The sequence below is a fragment of the Pseudomonas jilinensis genome (genome assembly GCF_003586265.1).
Classification (GTDB): Bacteria; Pseudomonadota; Gammaproteobacteria; order Pseudomonadales; family Pseudomonadaceae; genus Halopseudomonas; species Halopseudomonas phragmitis.
This window is the reverse complement of the sequence record NZ_QJSA01000005.1, coordinates 227378-242729: the sequence shown is the minus strand read 5'-3', so window position 1 is coordinate 242729 and position 15352 is coordinate 227378. Positions and strand designations below refer to the sequence as shown.

General features: G+C 60.7%; 15 protein-coding genes. 2 read left to right on the top strand and 13 right to left on the bottom strand.

Annotated elements, in window-relative coordinates:
- Both C2846_RS18560 and C2846_RS07705 read right to left on the bottom strand, forming a co-directional pair.
- On the bottom strand, positions 1–624 hold a 624-nt coding region (locus C2846_RS18560), incomplete at its 3' end, for a sensor domain-containing diguanylate cyclase (protein WP_165443789.1).
- A gap of 275 nt (positions 625–899) precedes the next feature.
- Complete coding sequence (locus tag C2846_RS07705) at positions 900–3383, bottom strand: hypothetical protein (protein WP_119701142.1); 2484 nt, start codon at positions 3381–3383, stop codon at positions 900–902.
- A 223-nt stretch (positions 3384–3606) separates the two neighbouring features.
- On the opposite strand from C2846_RS07705, the gene C2846_RS07700 reads away from it, so the two are divergent.
- Positions 3607–4608, top strand: coding sequence for a helix-turn-helix transcriptional regulator (locus tag C2846_RS07700; RefSeq protein WP_119701141.1), 1002 nt, complete (start codon positions 3607–3609; stop codon positions 4606–4608).
- Positions 4609–4669: 61 nt separating this feature from the next.
- Positions 4670–4894: a hypothetical protein gene (locus tag C2846_RS07695; protein WP_119701140.1), complete on the top strand. Its 225-nt coding sequence runs from the start codon at positions 4670–4672 to the stop codon at positions 4892–4894.
- A gap of 30 nt (positions 4895–4924) precedes the next feature.
- Here the strand turns inward: C2846_RS07695 and C2846_RS07690 are convergent, their stop codons facing one another.
- The 11 genes from C2846_RS07690 to urtA form a co-directional block, all read right to left on the bottom strand.
- A complete protein-coding gene (locus C2846_RS07690) occupies positions 4925–5575 on the bottom strand; it encodes a HipA domain-containing protein (RefSeq protein ID WP_276310922.1) in 651 nt (216 codons plus the stop codon).
- A gap of 79 nt (positions 5576–5654) precedes the next feature.
- Entirely contained in the window at positions 5655–5915 is a 261-nt protein-coding gene (locus tag C2846_RS07685; protein ID WP_119701139.1) for a helix-turn-helix domain-containing protein, read from the bottom strand.
- A 286-nt stretch (positions 5916–6201) separates the two neighbouring features.
- Positions 6202–6570: an FmdB family zinc ribbon protein gene (locus C2846_RS07680; protein WP_119701138.1), complete on the bottom strand. Its 369-nt coding sequence runs from the start codon at positions 6568–6570 to the stop codon at positions 6202–6204.
- A 6-nt stretch (positions 6571–6576) separates the two neighbouring features.
- Positions 6577–7809: a formamidase gene (gene fmdA, locus C2846_RS07675; protein WP_080051348.1), complete on the bottom strand. Its 1233-nt coding sequence runs from the start codon at positions 7807–7809 to the stop codon at positions 6577–6579.
- A 400-nt stretch (positions 7810–8209) separates the two neighbouring features.
- Positions 8210–9247 carry an AAA family ATPase gene (locus tag C2846_RS07670; protein WP_119701137.1) on the bottom strand — a complete coding sequence of 346 codons (1038 nt, stop codon included), beginning with the start codon at positions 9245–9247 and terminating at the stop codon, positions 8210–8212.
- Between the two features lie 159 nt (positions 9248–9406).
- Positions 9407–10453, bottom strand: a complete 1047-nt coding sequence (locus tag C2846_RS07665; protein WP_119701136.1) for an aliphatic amidase — start codon at positions 10451–10453, stop codon at positions 9407–9409.
- A 27-nt stretch (positions 10454–10480) separates the two neighbouring features.
- Complete coding sequence (gene urtE, locus C2846_RS07660; protein WP_119701135.1) at positions 10481–11170, bottom strand: urea ABC transporter ATP-binding subunit UrtE; 690 nt, start codon at positions 11168–11170, stop codon at positions 10481–10483.
- A gap of 13 nt (positions 11171–11183) precedes the next feature.
- Complete coding sequence (gene urtD / locus C2846_RS07655; RefSeq protein WP_095623875.1) at positions 11184–11936, bottom strand: urea ABC transporter ATP-binding protein UrtD; 753 nt, start codon at positions 11934–11936, stop codon at positions 11184–11186.
- Entirely contained in the window at positions 11933–13090 is a 1158-nt protein-coding gene (gene urtC / locus C2846_RS07650; protein ID WP_119701134.1) for an urea ABC transporter permease subunit UrtC, read from the bottom strand. Before urtC ends, urtD begins: the two co-directional genes overlap by 4 nt.
- Before the next feature lie 12 nt (positions 13091–13102).
- Complete coding sequence (gene urtB / locus C2846_RS07645; RefSeq protein ID WP_095623877.1) at positions 13103–14029, bottom strand: urea ABC transporter permease subunit UrtB; 927 nt, start codon at positions 14027–14029, stop codon at positions 13103–13105.
- A 78-nt stretch (positions 14030–14107) separates the two neighbouring features.
- Entirely contained in the window at positions 14108–15310 is a 1203-nt protein-coding gene (gene urtA, locus C2846_RS07640) for an urea ABC transporter substrate-binding protein (protein ID WP_205890129.1), read from the bottom strand.
- Between the last annotated feature and the right edge of the window lie 42 nt (positions 15311–15352).

Here is a 15352-nt window from a genome sequence, read left to right as displayed (position 1 = left end):
CGATTTTACGGGGAGGTGACACCCGTAACTATCATTGAAGGGTTTGAAATTGTCCAAATCGATCATCAGCAGACTCAACGGACTCACCGCACGCTGACCACGACGCCAACTTCTGGCCAGAAAACCCTCAAACCGACGTCTATTAGCGAGCCCAGTCAATGGATCATGTTGTGCCGAGTGTTCGACTGCCTGCTCGACTAGCTTACGCTGGGTAATATCTTGATGGCTTACGGCAAAACAGCGAATACCCGGATACTGCACTGGCAGCACTCGCAAAATAAACCAACGCTGCTCACCGGGACTATGACAGGGGTACTCATGACGAAAGTGCTTAAGCCGGCCAGAGAGCACCGCCTCCAGGCCTGCAACAACCTGAACAGCATCATCATCGCCGCAGCTGGTCGCAGCCTTGCAGACACTCAGATAATTTTTCCCAACCCAATCGAAATCGTAGGTCAACCCGTTACACTGGGCAAAATTTATCCAGCTACGATTAACGAAAAAAATCTGCCCCTCAACATTAATAAGCGCAAGCTGATCTTCCAAAGAATCGAGTACGGCACGATAAAATTTCTTGTCCAAGTGCGCCTCGGGTGCAACACCTTCAAACAATTCAACGTCCATAGCGTCTCCGAAAACATTGTCGACCATGCACACCTGCGTAAGCACTTAAATGACGCAGAATAACAGCTTGCAAGCAAGGGTTGACAAATGACAAACCTCCAAAATTTTAGAAATATGATCTTGATAAGACTTCACATATTACGCCCCTTCTGAGCATACCCGTCAGGTGGCTGATAATGCATTTTGTGGGCTTGAATATGGCTCAAAAATATACGCAGCCCAGCACTCGTCGTATAAAGAGAAATGACATACAACTTATACCTCAACAATCCCCCCTACGCCGCCATATCCTCACAAGCCAGGAAAATATCATTCCCCTCATACTGCAATGCCGGGCGTTGCTTGACCACGCTGACCACCACCGGTTTTAGGATGAAGTTGGCCATGGCCCGTTGTTCGGATTTGGCGGCGTGGATGATTTCCAGGGTTTTGGGTTGGAGGATCTGGTCCAGGTTGCGGTTCAGGTTTTGCAGTTCGTCCTTGGTCAGCATAAAGCTTACGGCCAGGTATTCGAGCTGCTGCTGTACCAGCTTGAGCATACGCACGCGGTCTTCTTCCATGAGTTTGCCGGCGATCTTGTTGGTGATGACCGAGGAAATCACCCCGCCGATGATGCCGCCTGCGGCGCGGCCAAGCATGGCGGAGACCGGGCCGAGCGGGCTGAATACGATGCCGCCGGCAATCGAGCCGATGGTGCCACCGGCAATGCCGGAAGACACCACGGCAAGGTTTTTGACGAACTGGGCTTTGGAGATGCGGCCGCGGACCATCTTGACCATATCCGGGCCGGTGGTGACGGCGATCAGCACGATGGAGGTGATCACGGTGCCGCGCAGGGCTTTGTTGAGGCTGTTCTTGGAGCTGACGCCAAAGCCTTTTTGCAGCAGGCTGCGTTTGCTGTGCGACAGTGCTGAGACGTCGATCTTGCTCAGCACCTTCTGCACCACGGCGACCCGGTTGAGCTGCTGTGCGCCAACGTACACGGTCAGGCTTTTGCCGAAGGTTTTGCCGCCCTGGATGGCGGCGACCTTGAGTGCCTGCTTCTTGTCACTGGTGGAGGCGTAGTAGACGCAGGCGCTCAGGGCGAAGCTGATGCCGCCGGCTACGGCGCCAACAATCGCCCCTTCGGCGATGTCATAGGTGACCGATTCAAGGGTACCGAACTTGGTGATGTTCTTGGCCTGGTCGTAGGTCAGGTGCCCTTTGACCACCAGGTCTTTGGCCTGTTCGGGGTCGCTGACGCCCGGGACCTTGCCGTCCTTGATCTTGTTTTTCATGGTTTCCACGGCCAGTTCGTACTGGTCCTTGGGCACCTCGATCTGCATGGGCTTGCCCTGGGCATCCAGGTATTTGTAGCTACCATTCTGCCCGTCGAACCCGGCCCCAACGCTGCGTGCGGCGGTTTGGCAGTATTTGGTTTGCAGGCTGGCGCCATCGACCAGGCGGTCTGCGCCGTTCTTGGCATTGTCGCCGCCAACAAGTTCCGCCTTTTTCATCATCAGCTTGTCGATCCGATGGTTGGCGTTTTCAGCGGCAAAGCCGTGGCCCTGGCCGCCGGTGGCGAACAGCTTGTGGTTGGCATCCAGCGCCGCGCCACCGGCCATCAGCACAAAACCACTGGTGGCGGCGCTATCGAGAAAGTCCTTATAGGGCTTGTCTTTGATTTCCAGACACAGGTTTTCGGTTTCGCGGCAGGTGCTCGAGCAGAACCATTCACCCTGCTCAGGCACGTGGCCCTCTTCGGCGTGCCCGCAGGAGGTGCATACCCGGATGTTGTCGATCTGTTTCAGCGGTACGAAGAAGGCGTCGGTACCGATGCCGTAGATCACGCCCAGCCCGGCGCTGAATTCGAGAAAGTCCCGGGCCTGCTCTTCATTCAGGCGGTAGGTCTGGCTGATCAGTTGTACCACGGCATCCAGATCCAGGCGGGCCGATGGGTTGATCATATGTTCGATGCGCCGGCGGTTGTGCGCGTCCCACTCGGCCTTGAAGACCCAGGGGTCAGACAGAATCTCGTACTCGTGCAGCACGCCCCGCTCGACCAGCAGGACTATGCAGCCCTGATACAGCGCCTCGGCATCGGCCTGATCCAGGTGATGCTCATCGGCCAGCGTTTCACAGTGTTCCCGGGCGTTGAGTTGCTCGGTCTCGGACAGTTCGGCAAACGCCTGGGTGCAGAAGGTCCGGCGCTCGTGGCTGTCCATCAGGGCGTACAGTTGCACCAGCAGGGCAGCCACCCAGTAAGCGCCGCCCAGCCAGGCTTGCAGGCCGTTCAGTGGCTCGATCGCAGCGGCGATCCAGGGTGAGATGATGGCGCACAGGGTCAGCAACAGGGCGGCATGGAACAGGGCCCAGCCTTGCCGCTCTTTCTTGAGCAGCAGGGTGTGATTGGCGTTGATTGCATTGAGCCCGCGGGTCTTGAACACGGCGCCGATGACCGCCAGCGCCAGCAGCAGCGTGATCAGGTTGCGGTAGTAGCCAAAGCCCGAATCCTGCAGCCCGTAGTAACGCCCTTCCAGGTAGACCCAGCCAACCAGCAGGCTGAAACCACTCAGCATCAGGTAAGGCATAACCAGCTTGAGTCGCAGGGCGTTGGCGCATTTTTCCAGCAGAATCGCCAGCAAGGCGGCAGGCCCCATGAACACCGCAGCGACCATGCCTAGTACGCCACCGGCCACTACCACGATGAATTTGAACAGTTTTTTCAGCAAGACAATGCCAACAACCAGACCGACCAACCCTAGCAAGAGATACAGCATGCTCCCTCCAAAGAGCGAAATAGCGCGGTGCCATCATGCCATGCGCTACTCACTAACATTCCGCCGATAAACGCAACAAACTGTGCCGCCGTTTCGCCTTAAAACGCGCATTGCCGGAGCAGGAAAGAAAATCGGCGGACAGTTCGACAGCAAGCATGGCATGATCATGCGACCATTTATGTCGCAGCAAAATGTCTCAGCACATTCAGCCCAAGGACCAACCATGAGCCAGCGCGATACCCTGTTTCGTCACCTCGCGATTCTGCAGATGCTGCCGCGGGCGCCGCACAGTTTGAGTACCACCACCATTGGTCTGCGTTTGGAGGAACAGGGCTACGGCATGACGCCACGCTCGATCCAGCGTGATCTGGAAAAGCTCGCTGAACACTTTCCGCTGCAGTGCCACAAGGAGTCCAAGCCCTATCGCTGGAACTATGTGGCCAACTACAACAGCGATCTGCCGGCTCTGGATACCGTCACCGCGCTGACGCTGGTGCTGGCCGAGGAGTCGGTGCGCGGGCTGTTGCCGAAGGTGGCGATGGACAAGATCAGCTACAAGTTCCAGAGTGCCCGCAAGCATCTGGAAGGGCTGCAGGGTAATGGTTTCTCGCAGTGGAGCCAGCGTGTGCGGGCGATCCCCAACGGCAAGTCGCTGATCCCCGCCGAGATCAAGCCGGCCATCTGGGAAGGGCTGACCGATGCCCTGCTCAACCATTACGCCGTGGACGTGAGCTATCTGAGCCGGTTCAAGGGGGAACTCAAGCAGTACACCCTGCACCCGCTAGGGCTGGTCACCCGCGACAGCAGCTCCTATCTGCTGGCCACGGTGAACGAGCATGAAGATGTGCGCCAGTTTGCCCTGCACCGCTTTCGCAAGGTCAAACCCAGCGCCAGCCTGTACCGCGCCCAGCCGGACTTTAACCTGCAGCAGTATATCGATCAGGGGGCATTCGGCTTTCCGCTGGCGCAGGAGCCGGTGAAACTGGTGGCGCGCATTACCAATTCAATGGCCTGGCTGCTGGCGGAAACACCCCTGAGCCGCGACCAGTCACTGTCCGAGCCGGACGCCGAGGGTTGGGTACAGCTGGAAGCCACGGTACCCAACGATCAGCAGACCCAGTGGTGGATCATGGGCTTCGGCGCCAGTATCGAGGTGCTCGAACCACGCACCTGGCGCGAACAGATTTTGCAGCAGGCTCGCGAGATCGTCGCGCGCGGAGCCTGATGCGACACAACTTGTCGTAGCGGGACAGCATCATCCTCGTATCGCGTCACGAGGATACGAAATGGCCTTTGTTCCCCTGCATGATCTGCTGTTGCTGACCGCCCTGCTCTGCGGGCTGAATCTGTTGTTGTGGCTCAAACTGGCACTGGCAGCACAGCTGGGCCGCTGGCTGTCGCAGGGTTGGGTATCCAAACTCGACACCCTGCGGGGCTGGCTGGGCTGGAGCGCGGCGGCACTGGCGTTTGCCAGCGTGTTGCTGGCGTATGTGGCGGTGTTGGTGTGGTGAGGGGCTCTTCCCACGACAACTTTCTGGCCCTTAACGTTTTTTTGCCAGCAATTCGGAACGCCCAATTATCGCGTTGGTACGCTCCGGTTTACGCGGTCCTGAGAAGCCTGCATCTGCGATGGCAGTATCCAGGCCACGAAACTGGGGTGCGGCTTTGGCGCTGCGTAATGTCTCCATTCCCTCATTCCAGGCATGCACCATGTGCTTGGCCACATCGCGCCAGGCCGGTTCGTTCTTGGCGGCTTCAATGACTTCTTTGCCTACCTCTACCGCTGACTGACAGAGCTGATCGACCATAGCAGCGTACTGAGCCGGGGGAATGCTCAAGACAGCTTTGAAGAATGTTTCCAGCGAACGGCCCGGCGTCCAGGTTTGCCGGCCGGCAATGGAGAGCCCAGGGGGACTGGCTGCGAAGCGTGGATAGGCCTGCGTGGTCACCAGGTCATAGACCGGGGTAAAGCCCACGTCGGCCAGGGAGGTGTAATACAGTGCGATGTTTTTTGCGTGACAATCTGCATTGCGCACCACGTAATTGGTCAGCAGTTGCCAGCCCAGGTGCTCGCGCTGTTCACGCAGGCGATCTGCGCTTATGTAGGGCCGGGTGGCGTTCCACACCTGCTCAATGGAGGGACGGTATTTCTCGTGTGGCGGCAGGCCCAACAGCCCACACGCGTCTTCCATACCAAACCGGGGAACGCCCTACGCTCCCGGTAGAGCTTGGCCACATGTTTTGCATTGACGTGTACGTCGAGAATCATGGTTATCCTCTCTCGGAACGCTGTTCGGCAAGGATATCCTCAACGGTACGCGTATGGCCGGCCTTGACCAGCTTCAAGTCATACCCTGCGGCCTCCAGCAGGCGAACCAGCGCCGAAACGCTCATATCCCCCTTGGCCAAGGTTTCCATGCGGGCCACAGTGGAGCGTGATACACCGGCACGCTTGGCAATGGCTTCCTGGCTCAGGTTCGCGTCACGGCGTGCTTGCTTGAGCATTTCGGCAACGTCGTACAGTGAGGACATTTGTAGCTCCTGAGCATCAAAAATAGAAAATTCACCGAAAATGTAGCCTGTAAGCTACATTTATACAAGCTCTGCCTATAAAGCCTTGTAGCCCTTAAGCCACACATCTGCCCAACCTGGTATATTTTGTAGCCTACAAGCCACAAATATCAGCTGTGCTATGCGTACCTGGTGTCGCTATGACAGAGATCCATTTTTTTGGGGGGGATGGGTGGAGCGGTCAGACCTGGCGCTGGCGCAGGCTTCCCAGGCGCGAGCGGATGCTCGCGCTTCCCAGGGGGACAGGTTAGTGGCTGATCATCCAGGGCCGGGCGGAGGGGAACATCTTTTCGCCGCTGGCGGTCCAGAACAGTTTTGATTTGCCGAGTTTCTGGTGCGCGCAGCCGCAGCCCTTGCCGTGTTTGTGCTCGTGCCGGGCCTGTTCTTCGGCGCGGTACTCAGGTGTGGACAGGATCGGGCTGTGCATGGCCTTTTCGTTGCGGTCCCTGGCCTTGCGTTCGCTGTCGTCAACCTTGAACAGGTGGGCCGGCAGCAGGATCACCTTGGCTGACATCACGCCGCACTGCGGGCAGGGCTGCGGTTTGTCGAACTCGTCCATGGTCGCCAGGGCATGGAAAATCCCATGCTCCTGGCACTTGTAGTCATACAAGGGCATGGCGGCTTACTCCTTGTCCTTCGACAGCGGTACGTCCATGCCGCCGGACACTTTGGTTTGCGGGCCGCTGGCGCTGGGGTTGATGTCGAAGTCGAAGATGCCGGTCGGCAGCCACAGGGTGGCGCAGGCGTTGGGTACGTCGACCACGCCGCTGATATGCCCTTCCACCGGGGCGCAGCCCAGCAGTGCGTAGGCCTGGGCGCGGCTGTAGCCAAACTTGGTCAGGTATTCGATGGCATTGAGGCAGGCCTGGCGGTAGGCGATATGCACGTCCAGGTAGTGCTGCTTGCCCTGCTCGTCGACCGAGATGCCTTCGAAGATTACGTAGTCGTCGTAGCGCGGCTTGATCGGGCTGGGTTTGAAGATCGGGTTCTTGATGCCGTACTTGGCTACACCGTCCTTGATCAGGTTGACCCGCAGGTGAATCCAGCCAGCCATTTCAATGGCGCCGCAGAAGGTGATTTCGCCGTCACCCTGGCTGAAGTGCAGATCGCCCACCGACAGCCCGCCGCCCTTGACGTAGACCGGGAAGTAGACCTTGGAGCCGCGCGACAGGTCCTTGATGTCGCAGTTGCCGCCATGCTCACGCGGCGGTACGGTGCGCGCGCCTTCGGCAGCGGCCTTGGCTTTGGCCTCGCCGCTCAGGCGGCCCATGTGCGCGGTTTCGGCATAGGGCAAGTTGGCCAGGCCGGGGACGCGCTCGGGGTCGGTTTCAAACAGTTCGGTTTCGCGCTTGTTCCACTCTTCGAGCATTTCCTTGGACGGCAGGCAGCCGATCAGGCCGGGGTGGATCAGGCCGGCGAATTCGACATTCGGAATGTGCCGGGACTTGGTGAACATGCCGTTGAAGTCCCAGATGGATTTTTGCGCTTCGGGGAAGTGTTCGGTCAGGAAGCCGCCGCCGTTCTGCTTGGAGAAGAAGCCGTTGAAGCCCCACTGACTTTCGTCGAAGGTGCCGATGTCGAGGATGTCGACTTCCAGCAGGTCACCCGGTTCGCAGCCTTCCACGCCAATCGGGCCGGACAGGAAGTGCACCTGGCTCAGGTCGACGTCACGCACGTCGTCGGCGCTGTCGTTGTTGGCGATCTGGCCGCCGGTCCAGTCGTAGCATTCAAGGATGAAGTCGTCGCCGGGCTTGACCGTGGCGACCATGGGAATGTCCGGGTGCCAGCGGTTGTGGACCATGTCGTTTTCGTAGGGCGACTTTTTCAGATCGATCTTGATGATGGTGTCAGCCATTGTCAGCTCCTGAGGGCAGATGGGGGTCGAAATGAACTACCGGGTCACTATCGCCAAGCGCTGGCCTGGCGACCATTCGTGAAATGACACCCCTGTCTACGTCATTTGACGTAGGTGGTATGGGGAGGTTGATTCAGGGGTGGGGATGCCTTTGTGGATTGCCACGGCGCTGACGCGCCTCGCAATGACGGGGTGGGGGGCGGTGGATTGCCGNGCAATGACGGGGTGGGGGGCGGTGGATTGCCGCGGCACTGCGTGCCTCGCAATGACGAGGTGGGGGCCGCGGCGGCGGATGACTGCCCCCTGCGCCTCGCAATGACGTGGTGAGGGGGACGTTGCGCCGGTGCCTGGCTCTTCGTCTCCGTCATCGCGAGGGCCGTAGGCCTGTGGCGATCCAGGGTTAGTCGGTGGGGAAGACTTTTAACTGTCCGTTCTGGTAGTCGGCGATGAACAGGCTGGCACTGGGGGTTTGCAACAGGGCGTGGGCGAGTCTTGGGGTGAGTATTTGGCGTACCTGGCGCGCCAGGTCGCGGGCGCCGTAGCGGCGGTCATAGCCCTGGCACAGGAAGTGGCGGGCGTTGGCGGTGAGGCGCAGTTCGGCCTGCTGTCTAGCCAGGCGGCGGGTCAGGCGTTGCAGTTCAATATCCAGCAATGGTTCGCTGAGGTCTTCGTCCAGACGCTGGTACTGAACGATATGGTCGATGCGGTTGATGAACTCGGGGTCGAAGCGCTGACTCAGGGCCTGGTCAAGTATCTGCCGCTCCTGGCCGGTGCTTGGGCCAAGCCAGCGCCGCCAGCCGGAGCGAAAGCGGCCGTGGTAGCGCGCCAGTTCAGCGGCACCGAGGTTGCTGGTGAGAAAGATCAGGCTGTTGCGAAAATCCAACGTGCGGTTGCCGGCCGGCAGGGTCAGCTGGCCGGCGTCGAGGACGTTGAGCAGGGTGCGGATGACCTCACTGCTGGCCTTTTCCAGTTCGTCGAACAGGACAATGCCGGGCTTGCTGTAGCTGCCACGGATTTTGTCGGCATCGAACAGGGTGTGGCCTTCCTTGCTGCCGACGTAGCCGGGCGGCGCGCCCGTCAGTGCCGAGGCGTAGTGTTCCTGGCTGAGGGTGTTCATGTCGATGCGGCACATGGCGTCCGGGCTGCCGTGCAGGGCTTCGGCCAGTACACGCACGGTTTCGGTCTTGCCGACGCCTGTCGGGCCCATCAGCAGGCAGACGCCAAGCGGTCGCTGTTCCGGGGCCAGGTCGGCGCGGATGACCTGCAACAGGTCGCTGAGGGTGGCGAGGGCGGCGTCCTGGCCGATGATGCGCTGGTGCAGGAGTTGGCTGACCTGCTGCGGGTCGAAGGTAAAGCGGGTCTGGCGTAGGCCGGTTTTGCTCGGGCGCTGGGCCAGCAGGTCGCGGTTGGCGGCAAGGCGTTCGTTGGCGAAGGGCATGGACCTGTCCTTGTCTGTGGTAGTGAATGGATTGCCGTGTCGGTGGATTGCCACGGCACTGCGTGCCTCGCAATGACGGGGGTGGGGGTGTTACACCGGTACTTGGCTCCCCTCCCCGTCATCGCGAGGCCGTAGGCCGTGGCGATCCATGCCGGCAACTCAGCCCCAGGCACCCTTCTCCTTGCCGGCCACTGGCAGTTCACCTACCGGGCAGTCGGCCACGCCTATGGTGCTGCGGGTCATGGCCTCGACCTGGTCGCGGGCCTTTTCTGCATCCATGACCCAGGTGCGGTAGAAGTCGAACGGGCAGTCGGCCACGCCGCGGTCGCCATCGCCGGAGTTGAACACGCCGGTGTAGCCCCGGTGCAGCAGCTTGAACAGGTGGTTCTGCGACTGGTCGTTGGCGCGCGCATCGCGGATCTGGCTGACCGACAGCTGGGCATACTGCACGCCCATGTCTTCCTCACCGCATTCACCCAGGGTACGGCCGTCAAAGCCGATGATTGCCGAGTGGCCGAAGTAGGAATACACGCCATCAAAGCCGGTGGCGTTGGCCACTGCGACATAGCAGTTGTTGGCCCAGGCCATGCTCTTGGCCATCATGATCTGCTGTTCCTTGGCCGGGTACATGTAGCCCTGGCAGCGCACAATCAGTTCGGCGCCCTTCATCGCGCAGTCGCGCCAGATTTCCGGGTAGTTGCCGTCATCGCAGATGATCAGGCTGATCTTCAGGCCCTTGGGGCCTTCGCTGACATGGGTAGTGTCGCCGGGATACCAGCCTTCGATCGGACACCAGGGGATGCACTTGCGGTACTTCTGCACGATCTCGCCGTCGCTGTTGATCAGCACCAGCGTGTTGTACGGCGCCTTGTGCGGGTGCTGTTCGTGGCGTTCGCCGGTCAGCGAGAACACGCCCCAGGTGTTGGCGTCACGGCAGGCCTGGCTGAAGATCGCAGTTTCATCGCCGGGAATGCTGGCGGCGGTGGCCATCATCTCGTCGTTGTCATACATGATCCCCATGGTGCTGTATTCGGGGAAGATCACCAGATCCATGCCGGGCAGGCCGAGCTTCATGCCGCGAATCATGTCGGCGATCCTGTGCGCATTCTCAAGCACCTGCTCGCGGGTATGCAGGCGCGGCATCTTGTAGTTGACCACGGCTACGCCGACGGTGTCCTTGCTGCTGGAAATGTCACCATGACGCATGGCGGACTCCTTATCGTTGATTGATGGTCAGACGGCCAGGTAGGAAGCGATCTTGGCTTCGTCGACGCTGGCCCTGAGTTCTTCGTGGACGATCTCGCCCTTTTCGATCACCAGGATGCGGTCGGCGATGTCGAGGGCGAACTTGAGTACCTGTTCCGAAACGATGATCGACAGGCCGCGCTGGTCGCGAATCATTTTCAGGGTGCGCGCCATATCGCTGATGATCGATGGCTGGATACCCTCGGTGGGCTCGTCGAGCAGCAGCATTTTCGGATTGCTGGCCAGCGCCCGGGCAATCGCCAGCTGTTGCTGCTGGCCACCGGACAGGTTGCCGCCACGCCGCGAGCGCATCTCCAGCAGCACCGGGAACAGGTCATAGAGGTCATCGGGTACGCTGCGCCGGCCGGTGACGGTCAGGCCGGTTTCGATGTTCTCGCGCACTGTCATGGTCGAGAAAATCATCCGCCCCTGCGGCACATAGGCCATGCCGGCCTTGACCCGCTGGTGGCTTTTCAGCCCGGCGACCTCGCAGTCATCCAGCGTGACCTTGCCGCTCTGGCTGGGAATTACCCCCATCAGCGACTTCATCAGCGTGGTCTTGCCCATGCCGTTGCGGCCCATGATGGCGACGATTTCGTTCTTGCCGACGTTGAAGTTGAGATTGCGCAGAATCTGGCTCTGCCCGTAGGCCACGCTGTAATCGGATACGTTAAACATGCTCTGCCCCCACTCAATGACCCAGATAAACTTCGATGACCTTGGGGTCGGCCTTGACCTTCTCCGGCGAGCCCTCGGCGAGAATGCGGCCCTGGTGCAGCACCGTGACCTTGTCGGCGATTTCCGCCACGAACTGCATGTCGTGCTCGATCACGATCATGGTGTGTTCCTTGGCGATCTCGCGCAGCAGCACGGCGGTCTGCCGGCGTTCGTTGACCGACATGCCGGCCACCGGCTCATCGAGCATCAGCAGTTCGGGTTTCTGGATCAGCAGCATGCCGATCTCCAGCCACTGTTTCTGGCCATGGCTGAGCAGGTCGGCCTGGGTGTGCAGATGCTCGGAGAGAAAAATCCGCCCGGCGATTTCCTCGATGCGCGCCACCACCTCGGCGGTGCGCTTGAAGGCCAGGCTGCCGAACACCCCACGCCCGCTGGGATAGGAAATTTCCAGGTTCTCGAACACGGTCAAGTCCGGGTAGATCGAGGGGTTCTGGAACTTGCGCCCGACCCCGGCCTTGACGATCTGGTGCTCCTTGAGCCGGGTCAGCTCGCGGTTGCGAAAGCGGATCGAACCGTCGGTGGCCTTGGTACGGCCGCAGATCAGATCCAGCACCGTGGTCTTGCCGGCGCCATTGGGACCGATGATCACGCGGATCTCGTTCTGGTCGACGTAAAAGCTGAGGTCGTTGACTGCCTTGAAGCCGTCGAACGAGACCGTGAGCCCTTCCACGGCGAGGATGAAATCGGTATTGGATCCCTGGCTCATGAGCTGGCTCCCTGGCTGCTGGGTTGAAGGACGTCAATGCGCGGCTCGCCCGGCTTGCCGAACAGGCGATTAAGCAGCCGGTCGACATGCGGCGCCACCCAGTTGGCGTACAGGCCGGCAATGCCGTTGGGCAGCGCCAGCACCACGCCGATGAAGATCAGGCCCATGGCGAACAGCCAGAGATCCGGGAAGCTCTCGCCGAACAGGGTCTTGGCCACGCTGACCAGCAGCACGCCGTAGACCGCACCGATGATCGACAACCGGCCACCGACGGCGCAGAAGATCACCATCTCGATCGATGGCACTACCCCGACGAAGCTCGGTGACATGAAGCCTTCCTGGAGGGTGAACATGGCCCCGCCGATGCCGGCAAAGGCAGCGCCGACGCAGAACACGAAGACCTTGAAGTTGGCGATGTCGTAGCCGGAAAAGCGCACCCGGTCCTCCTGCCCGCGCATCGCCACCAGAATCCGTCCGGTCTTGCTGCGGCGGATGTACTGGGCTACCAGCAGACAGATGAACAGCAGCGCCACGCAGACGAAGTAGAGGATGTAGCTGGCCTCGTCGGTGTGGATGTTCCAGCCCTTGAGCGTGCGCAGGTCGGTGATGCCGTTGACCCCGCCGGTCAGCCCCTGCTGGCCGATAATCAGGATGGTCAGGATCGCGGCGATCGACTGGGTGATGATGGCGAAATACACCCCGCCGACCCGGCGCTTGAACATCGCTACGCCGATCAGGTAGGCGACGATGCTCGGCACCACGACCACCGCGATGATGGCGAAGGTCAGGCTGTAGAAGGGTTCCCAGAACCACGGCAGTTCGGTGATGCGGTTCCAGTCCATGAAATCCGGGATACCCGGAGTGGTCTGGATCGCGGTGTTTTCCGGGGTCGAGGCCTCAAGCTTGAGGTACATGGCCAGGGCGTAGCCGCCCAGACCGTAGAACACCCCCTGCCCCAGGCTGAGGATGCCGCCGTAGCCCCAGCACAGCACCAGGCCGACGGCGACAAAGGCAAAGCTGAGGAACTTGCCGACCTGATTCAGACGCATCACGTCCAGCGCCAGCGGCAGCGCCACCAGCAACACCAGCGCCAGCACCAGGAACGACAGCAGATCCTGGCGCGGCATGAACTCCTTGAAGGATGAGAATGGCATGACGGGCTCCTCCTAGCGGCGCACTTTGAGACTGAACAACCCCTGGGGGCGGAACATCAGGATGATCACCACCACCAGCAGGGTCAGTACCTTGGCCATCGAACCGCCCATGAAGAATTCCATGATCGATTGCGACTGCGAGATGCTGAATGCCGAGGCGACCGTGCCGAACAGGCTGCCGGCACCGCCAAACACCACCACCAGGAAGGTGTCGACGATGTACAGCTGGCCGGAGCTGGGGCCGGTGGAGCCGATCATGGTGAAGGCGCTGCCGGCGACCCCAGCAATGCCGCAGCCCAGGGCGAAGGTCAGGCGGTCCACCCGGGCCGTGTTGATGCCCACGGCGCCAGCCATGTCGCGGTTCTGCACTACGGCGCGCACCTGCTTGCCCCAGCGCGAGCGGTACATCAGCACCGCCACGGTGACTGTGGCCAGCACCGCCAGGGCCATGACGAACAGACCGTTGATCGGCACCTCGATCATGTCGGTGAGCTGGTAGGAACCCATCAGCCAGTCGGGGATCACCACCCCGACCTCACGGGCGCCGAAGATCGAGCGGTAGGCCTGCTGCAGAATCAGGCTCAGGCCCCAGGTGGCCAGCAGGGTGTCCAGCGGGCGATGGTAGAGAAAGCGGATCAGTCCCCATTCGACGATCACCCCGAGCAACGCCGCGGCGAAGAAGGCGAAGACGATGGCGAACAGGAAGTAGGAACCGAACAGTTCGGGAAAGTGGTTGGCGAACAGGTTCGAGGTCATGTAGGTGACATAGGCACCGAGGATCATGAACTCACCATGCGCCATATTGATGACCCCCATCTGGCCGAAAATGATGGCCAGGCCCAGGGCCATAAGAACGAACACCGCGAACAGGATCAGACCGGCAAAACCCTGCATGGCAAAGATCGCGGTCAGCTCGGCGGCAGAGAAGTCAGAGAACATGGTCCTTCCTCCGGCAGATGGACAGGCAAACCAGGCAAAACGGTCCCGCCGGCCGACTGGCCGGCGGGTGCTACAGGCTTACTGGTAACCGGCCGGGAACGGATCGGGTTCCATCAGCTCTTCGGTCTCGTAGACCACCTTGAACTGGCCGTCACGCTGGGCGTGGCCGATGCGGGTCTTGGACCACAGGTGGTGGTTTTCGTGGATGCGTACATAACCTTCCGGCGCGGTGGTCAGCTCGATGCCCGGCGAGGCTTCGCGCACACGGTCAACATCGAACGAGCCGGCCTTCTCCACGGCGGCCTTCCACAACCAGGGCCCGAGGTAGGCGGCCTGGGTGACGTCACCGATCACCGCATCAGCACCCCAGCGGGCCTTGAAGGCTTCGACGAAGGCCTGGTTGTTTTCATTCGGCAGGCTCTGGAAGTACTTCATCGAGGCATAGGCACCCTCGATGTTGTCACCGCCGATACCGAGAATTTCATCCTCGGTGACCGAGATGGTCAGCAGGGTGAAGTCTTCCTTGGTCATGTCCAGACCCGCGGCCTTGAGCTGGCGGTAGAAGGCCACGTTGGAGCCGCCAACCACCGAGGCGAAGATCACGTCCGGCTTGCGCAGGCGGATGCGGTTGATCACCGAGTTGAAGCTGGTGTGGCCGAGCGGGAAGTAGTCCTCACCGACCACCTGGCCACCCAGGTGCTGCTCGATGTGGGTACGGGCGATCTTGTTCGAGGTGCGCGGCCAGATGTAGTCCGAGCCGATCAGGTAAAAGGTCTTGGCACCCTTGTCTTCTGACACCCAGTCAAGCCCGGCAAGAATCTGCTGGGTGGCTTCCTGGCCGGTGTAGATCACGTTGGGCGACTGCTCCAGCCCCTCGTAGAAGGTCGGGTAATAGAGCATGCCGTTGTTGCGCTCAAAGATCGGCAGTACCGCCTTGCGCGAGGCCGAAGTCCAGCAGCCAAATACCGCCGCCACCTTGTCCTGGCGCAGCAGCTTGTTGGCGCGGTCGGCGAAGGTCGGCCAGTCACTGGCGCCGTCTTCCTGAACGTATTCGATCTGCCGTCCGAGTACCCCGCCCATGGCGTTGATCTGCTCGATGGCGAGAATCTCGGCCTGCACCGAGCCCTCTTCACTGATCGCCATGGTGCCGGTGATCGAATGCAGGATGCCGACCTTGACGGTGTCATCGGTTACCGCCAGGCCAGTGGTGTTGACCTCAGCGGTGCTCGGGTTGGCCGTGGCGGTCAGGCTGATGCCGGACAGCAGCACGGCGGCGGACATGGCCGCGATCGAACGCGCCAGAAAACTGCGGCGGGACAGCTT

What these genes read in the sequence shown, in the direction of transcription:
- urtA (WP_205890129.1), bottom strand. Translation starts at nt 15,310, where the DNA reads ATGTCCGCCGCCGTGCTGCTGTCCGGCATCAGCCTGACCGCCACGGCC.
- C2846_RS07695 (WP_119701140.1), top strand. Translation starts at nt 4,670, where the DNA reads ATGGCCTTTGTTCCCCTGCATGATCTGCTGTTGCTGACCGCCCTGCTC.
- urtE (WP_119701135.1), bottom strand. Translation starts at nt 11,170, where the DNA reads ATGTTTAACGTATCCGATTACAGCGTGGCCTACGGGCAGAGCCAGATT.
- C2846_RS07685 (WP_119701139.1), bottom strand. Translation starts at nt 5,915, where the DNA reads ATGTCCTCACTGTACGACGTTGCCGAAATGCTCAAGCAAGCACGCCGT.
- C2846_RS07700 (WP_119701141.1), top strand. Translation starts at nt 3,607, where the DNA reads ATGAGCCAGCGCGATACCCTGTTTCGTCACCTCGCGATTCTGCAGATG.
- C2846_RS07690 (WP_276310922.1), bottom strand. Translation starts at nt 5,575, where the DNA reads ATGGAAGACGCGTGTGGGCTGTTGGGCCTGCCGCCACACGAGAAATAC.
- C2846_RS07705 (WP_119701142.1), bottom strand. Translation starts at nt 3,383, where the DNA reads ATGCTGTATCTCTTGCTAGGGTTGGTCGGTCTGGTTGTTGGCATTGTC.
- urtC (WP_119701134.1), bottom strand. Translation starts at nt 13,090, where the DNA reads ATGCCATTCTCATCCTTCAAGGAGTTCATGCCGCGCCAGGATCTGCTG.
- C2846_RS07665 (WP_119701136.1), bottom strand. Translation starts at nt 10,453, where the DNA reads ATGCGTCATGGTGACATTTCCAGCAGCAAGGACACCGTCGGCGTAGCC.
- urtD (WP_095623875.1), bottom strand. Translation starts at nt 11,936, where the DNA reads ATGAGCCAGGGATCCAATACCGATTTCATCCTCGCCGTGGAAGGGCTC.
- C2846_RS07670 (WP_119701137.1), bottom strand. Translation starts at nt 9,247, where the DNA reads ATGCCCTTCGCCAACGAACGCCTTGCCGCCAACCGCGACCTGCTGGCC.
- urtB (WP_095623877.1), bottom strand. Translation starts at nt 14,029, where the DNA reads ATGTTCTCTGACTTCTCTGCCGCCGAGCTGACCGCGATCTTTGCCATG.
- C2846_RS07680 (WP_119701138.1), bottom strand. Translation starts at nt 6,570, where the DNA reads ATGCCCTTGTATGACTACAAGTGCCAGGAGCATGGGATTTTCCATGCC.
- fmdA (WP_080051348.1), bottom strand. Translation starts at nt 7,809, where the DNA reads ATGGCTGACACCATCATCAAGATCGATCTGAAAAAGTCGCCCTACGAA.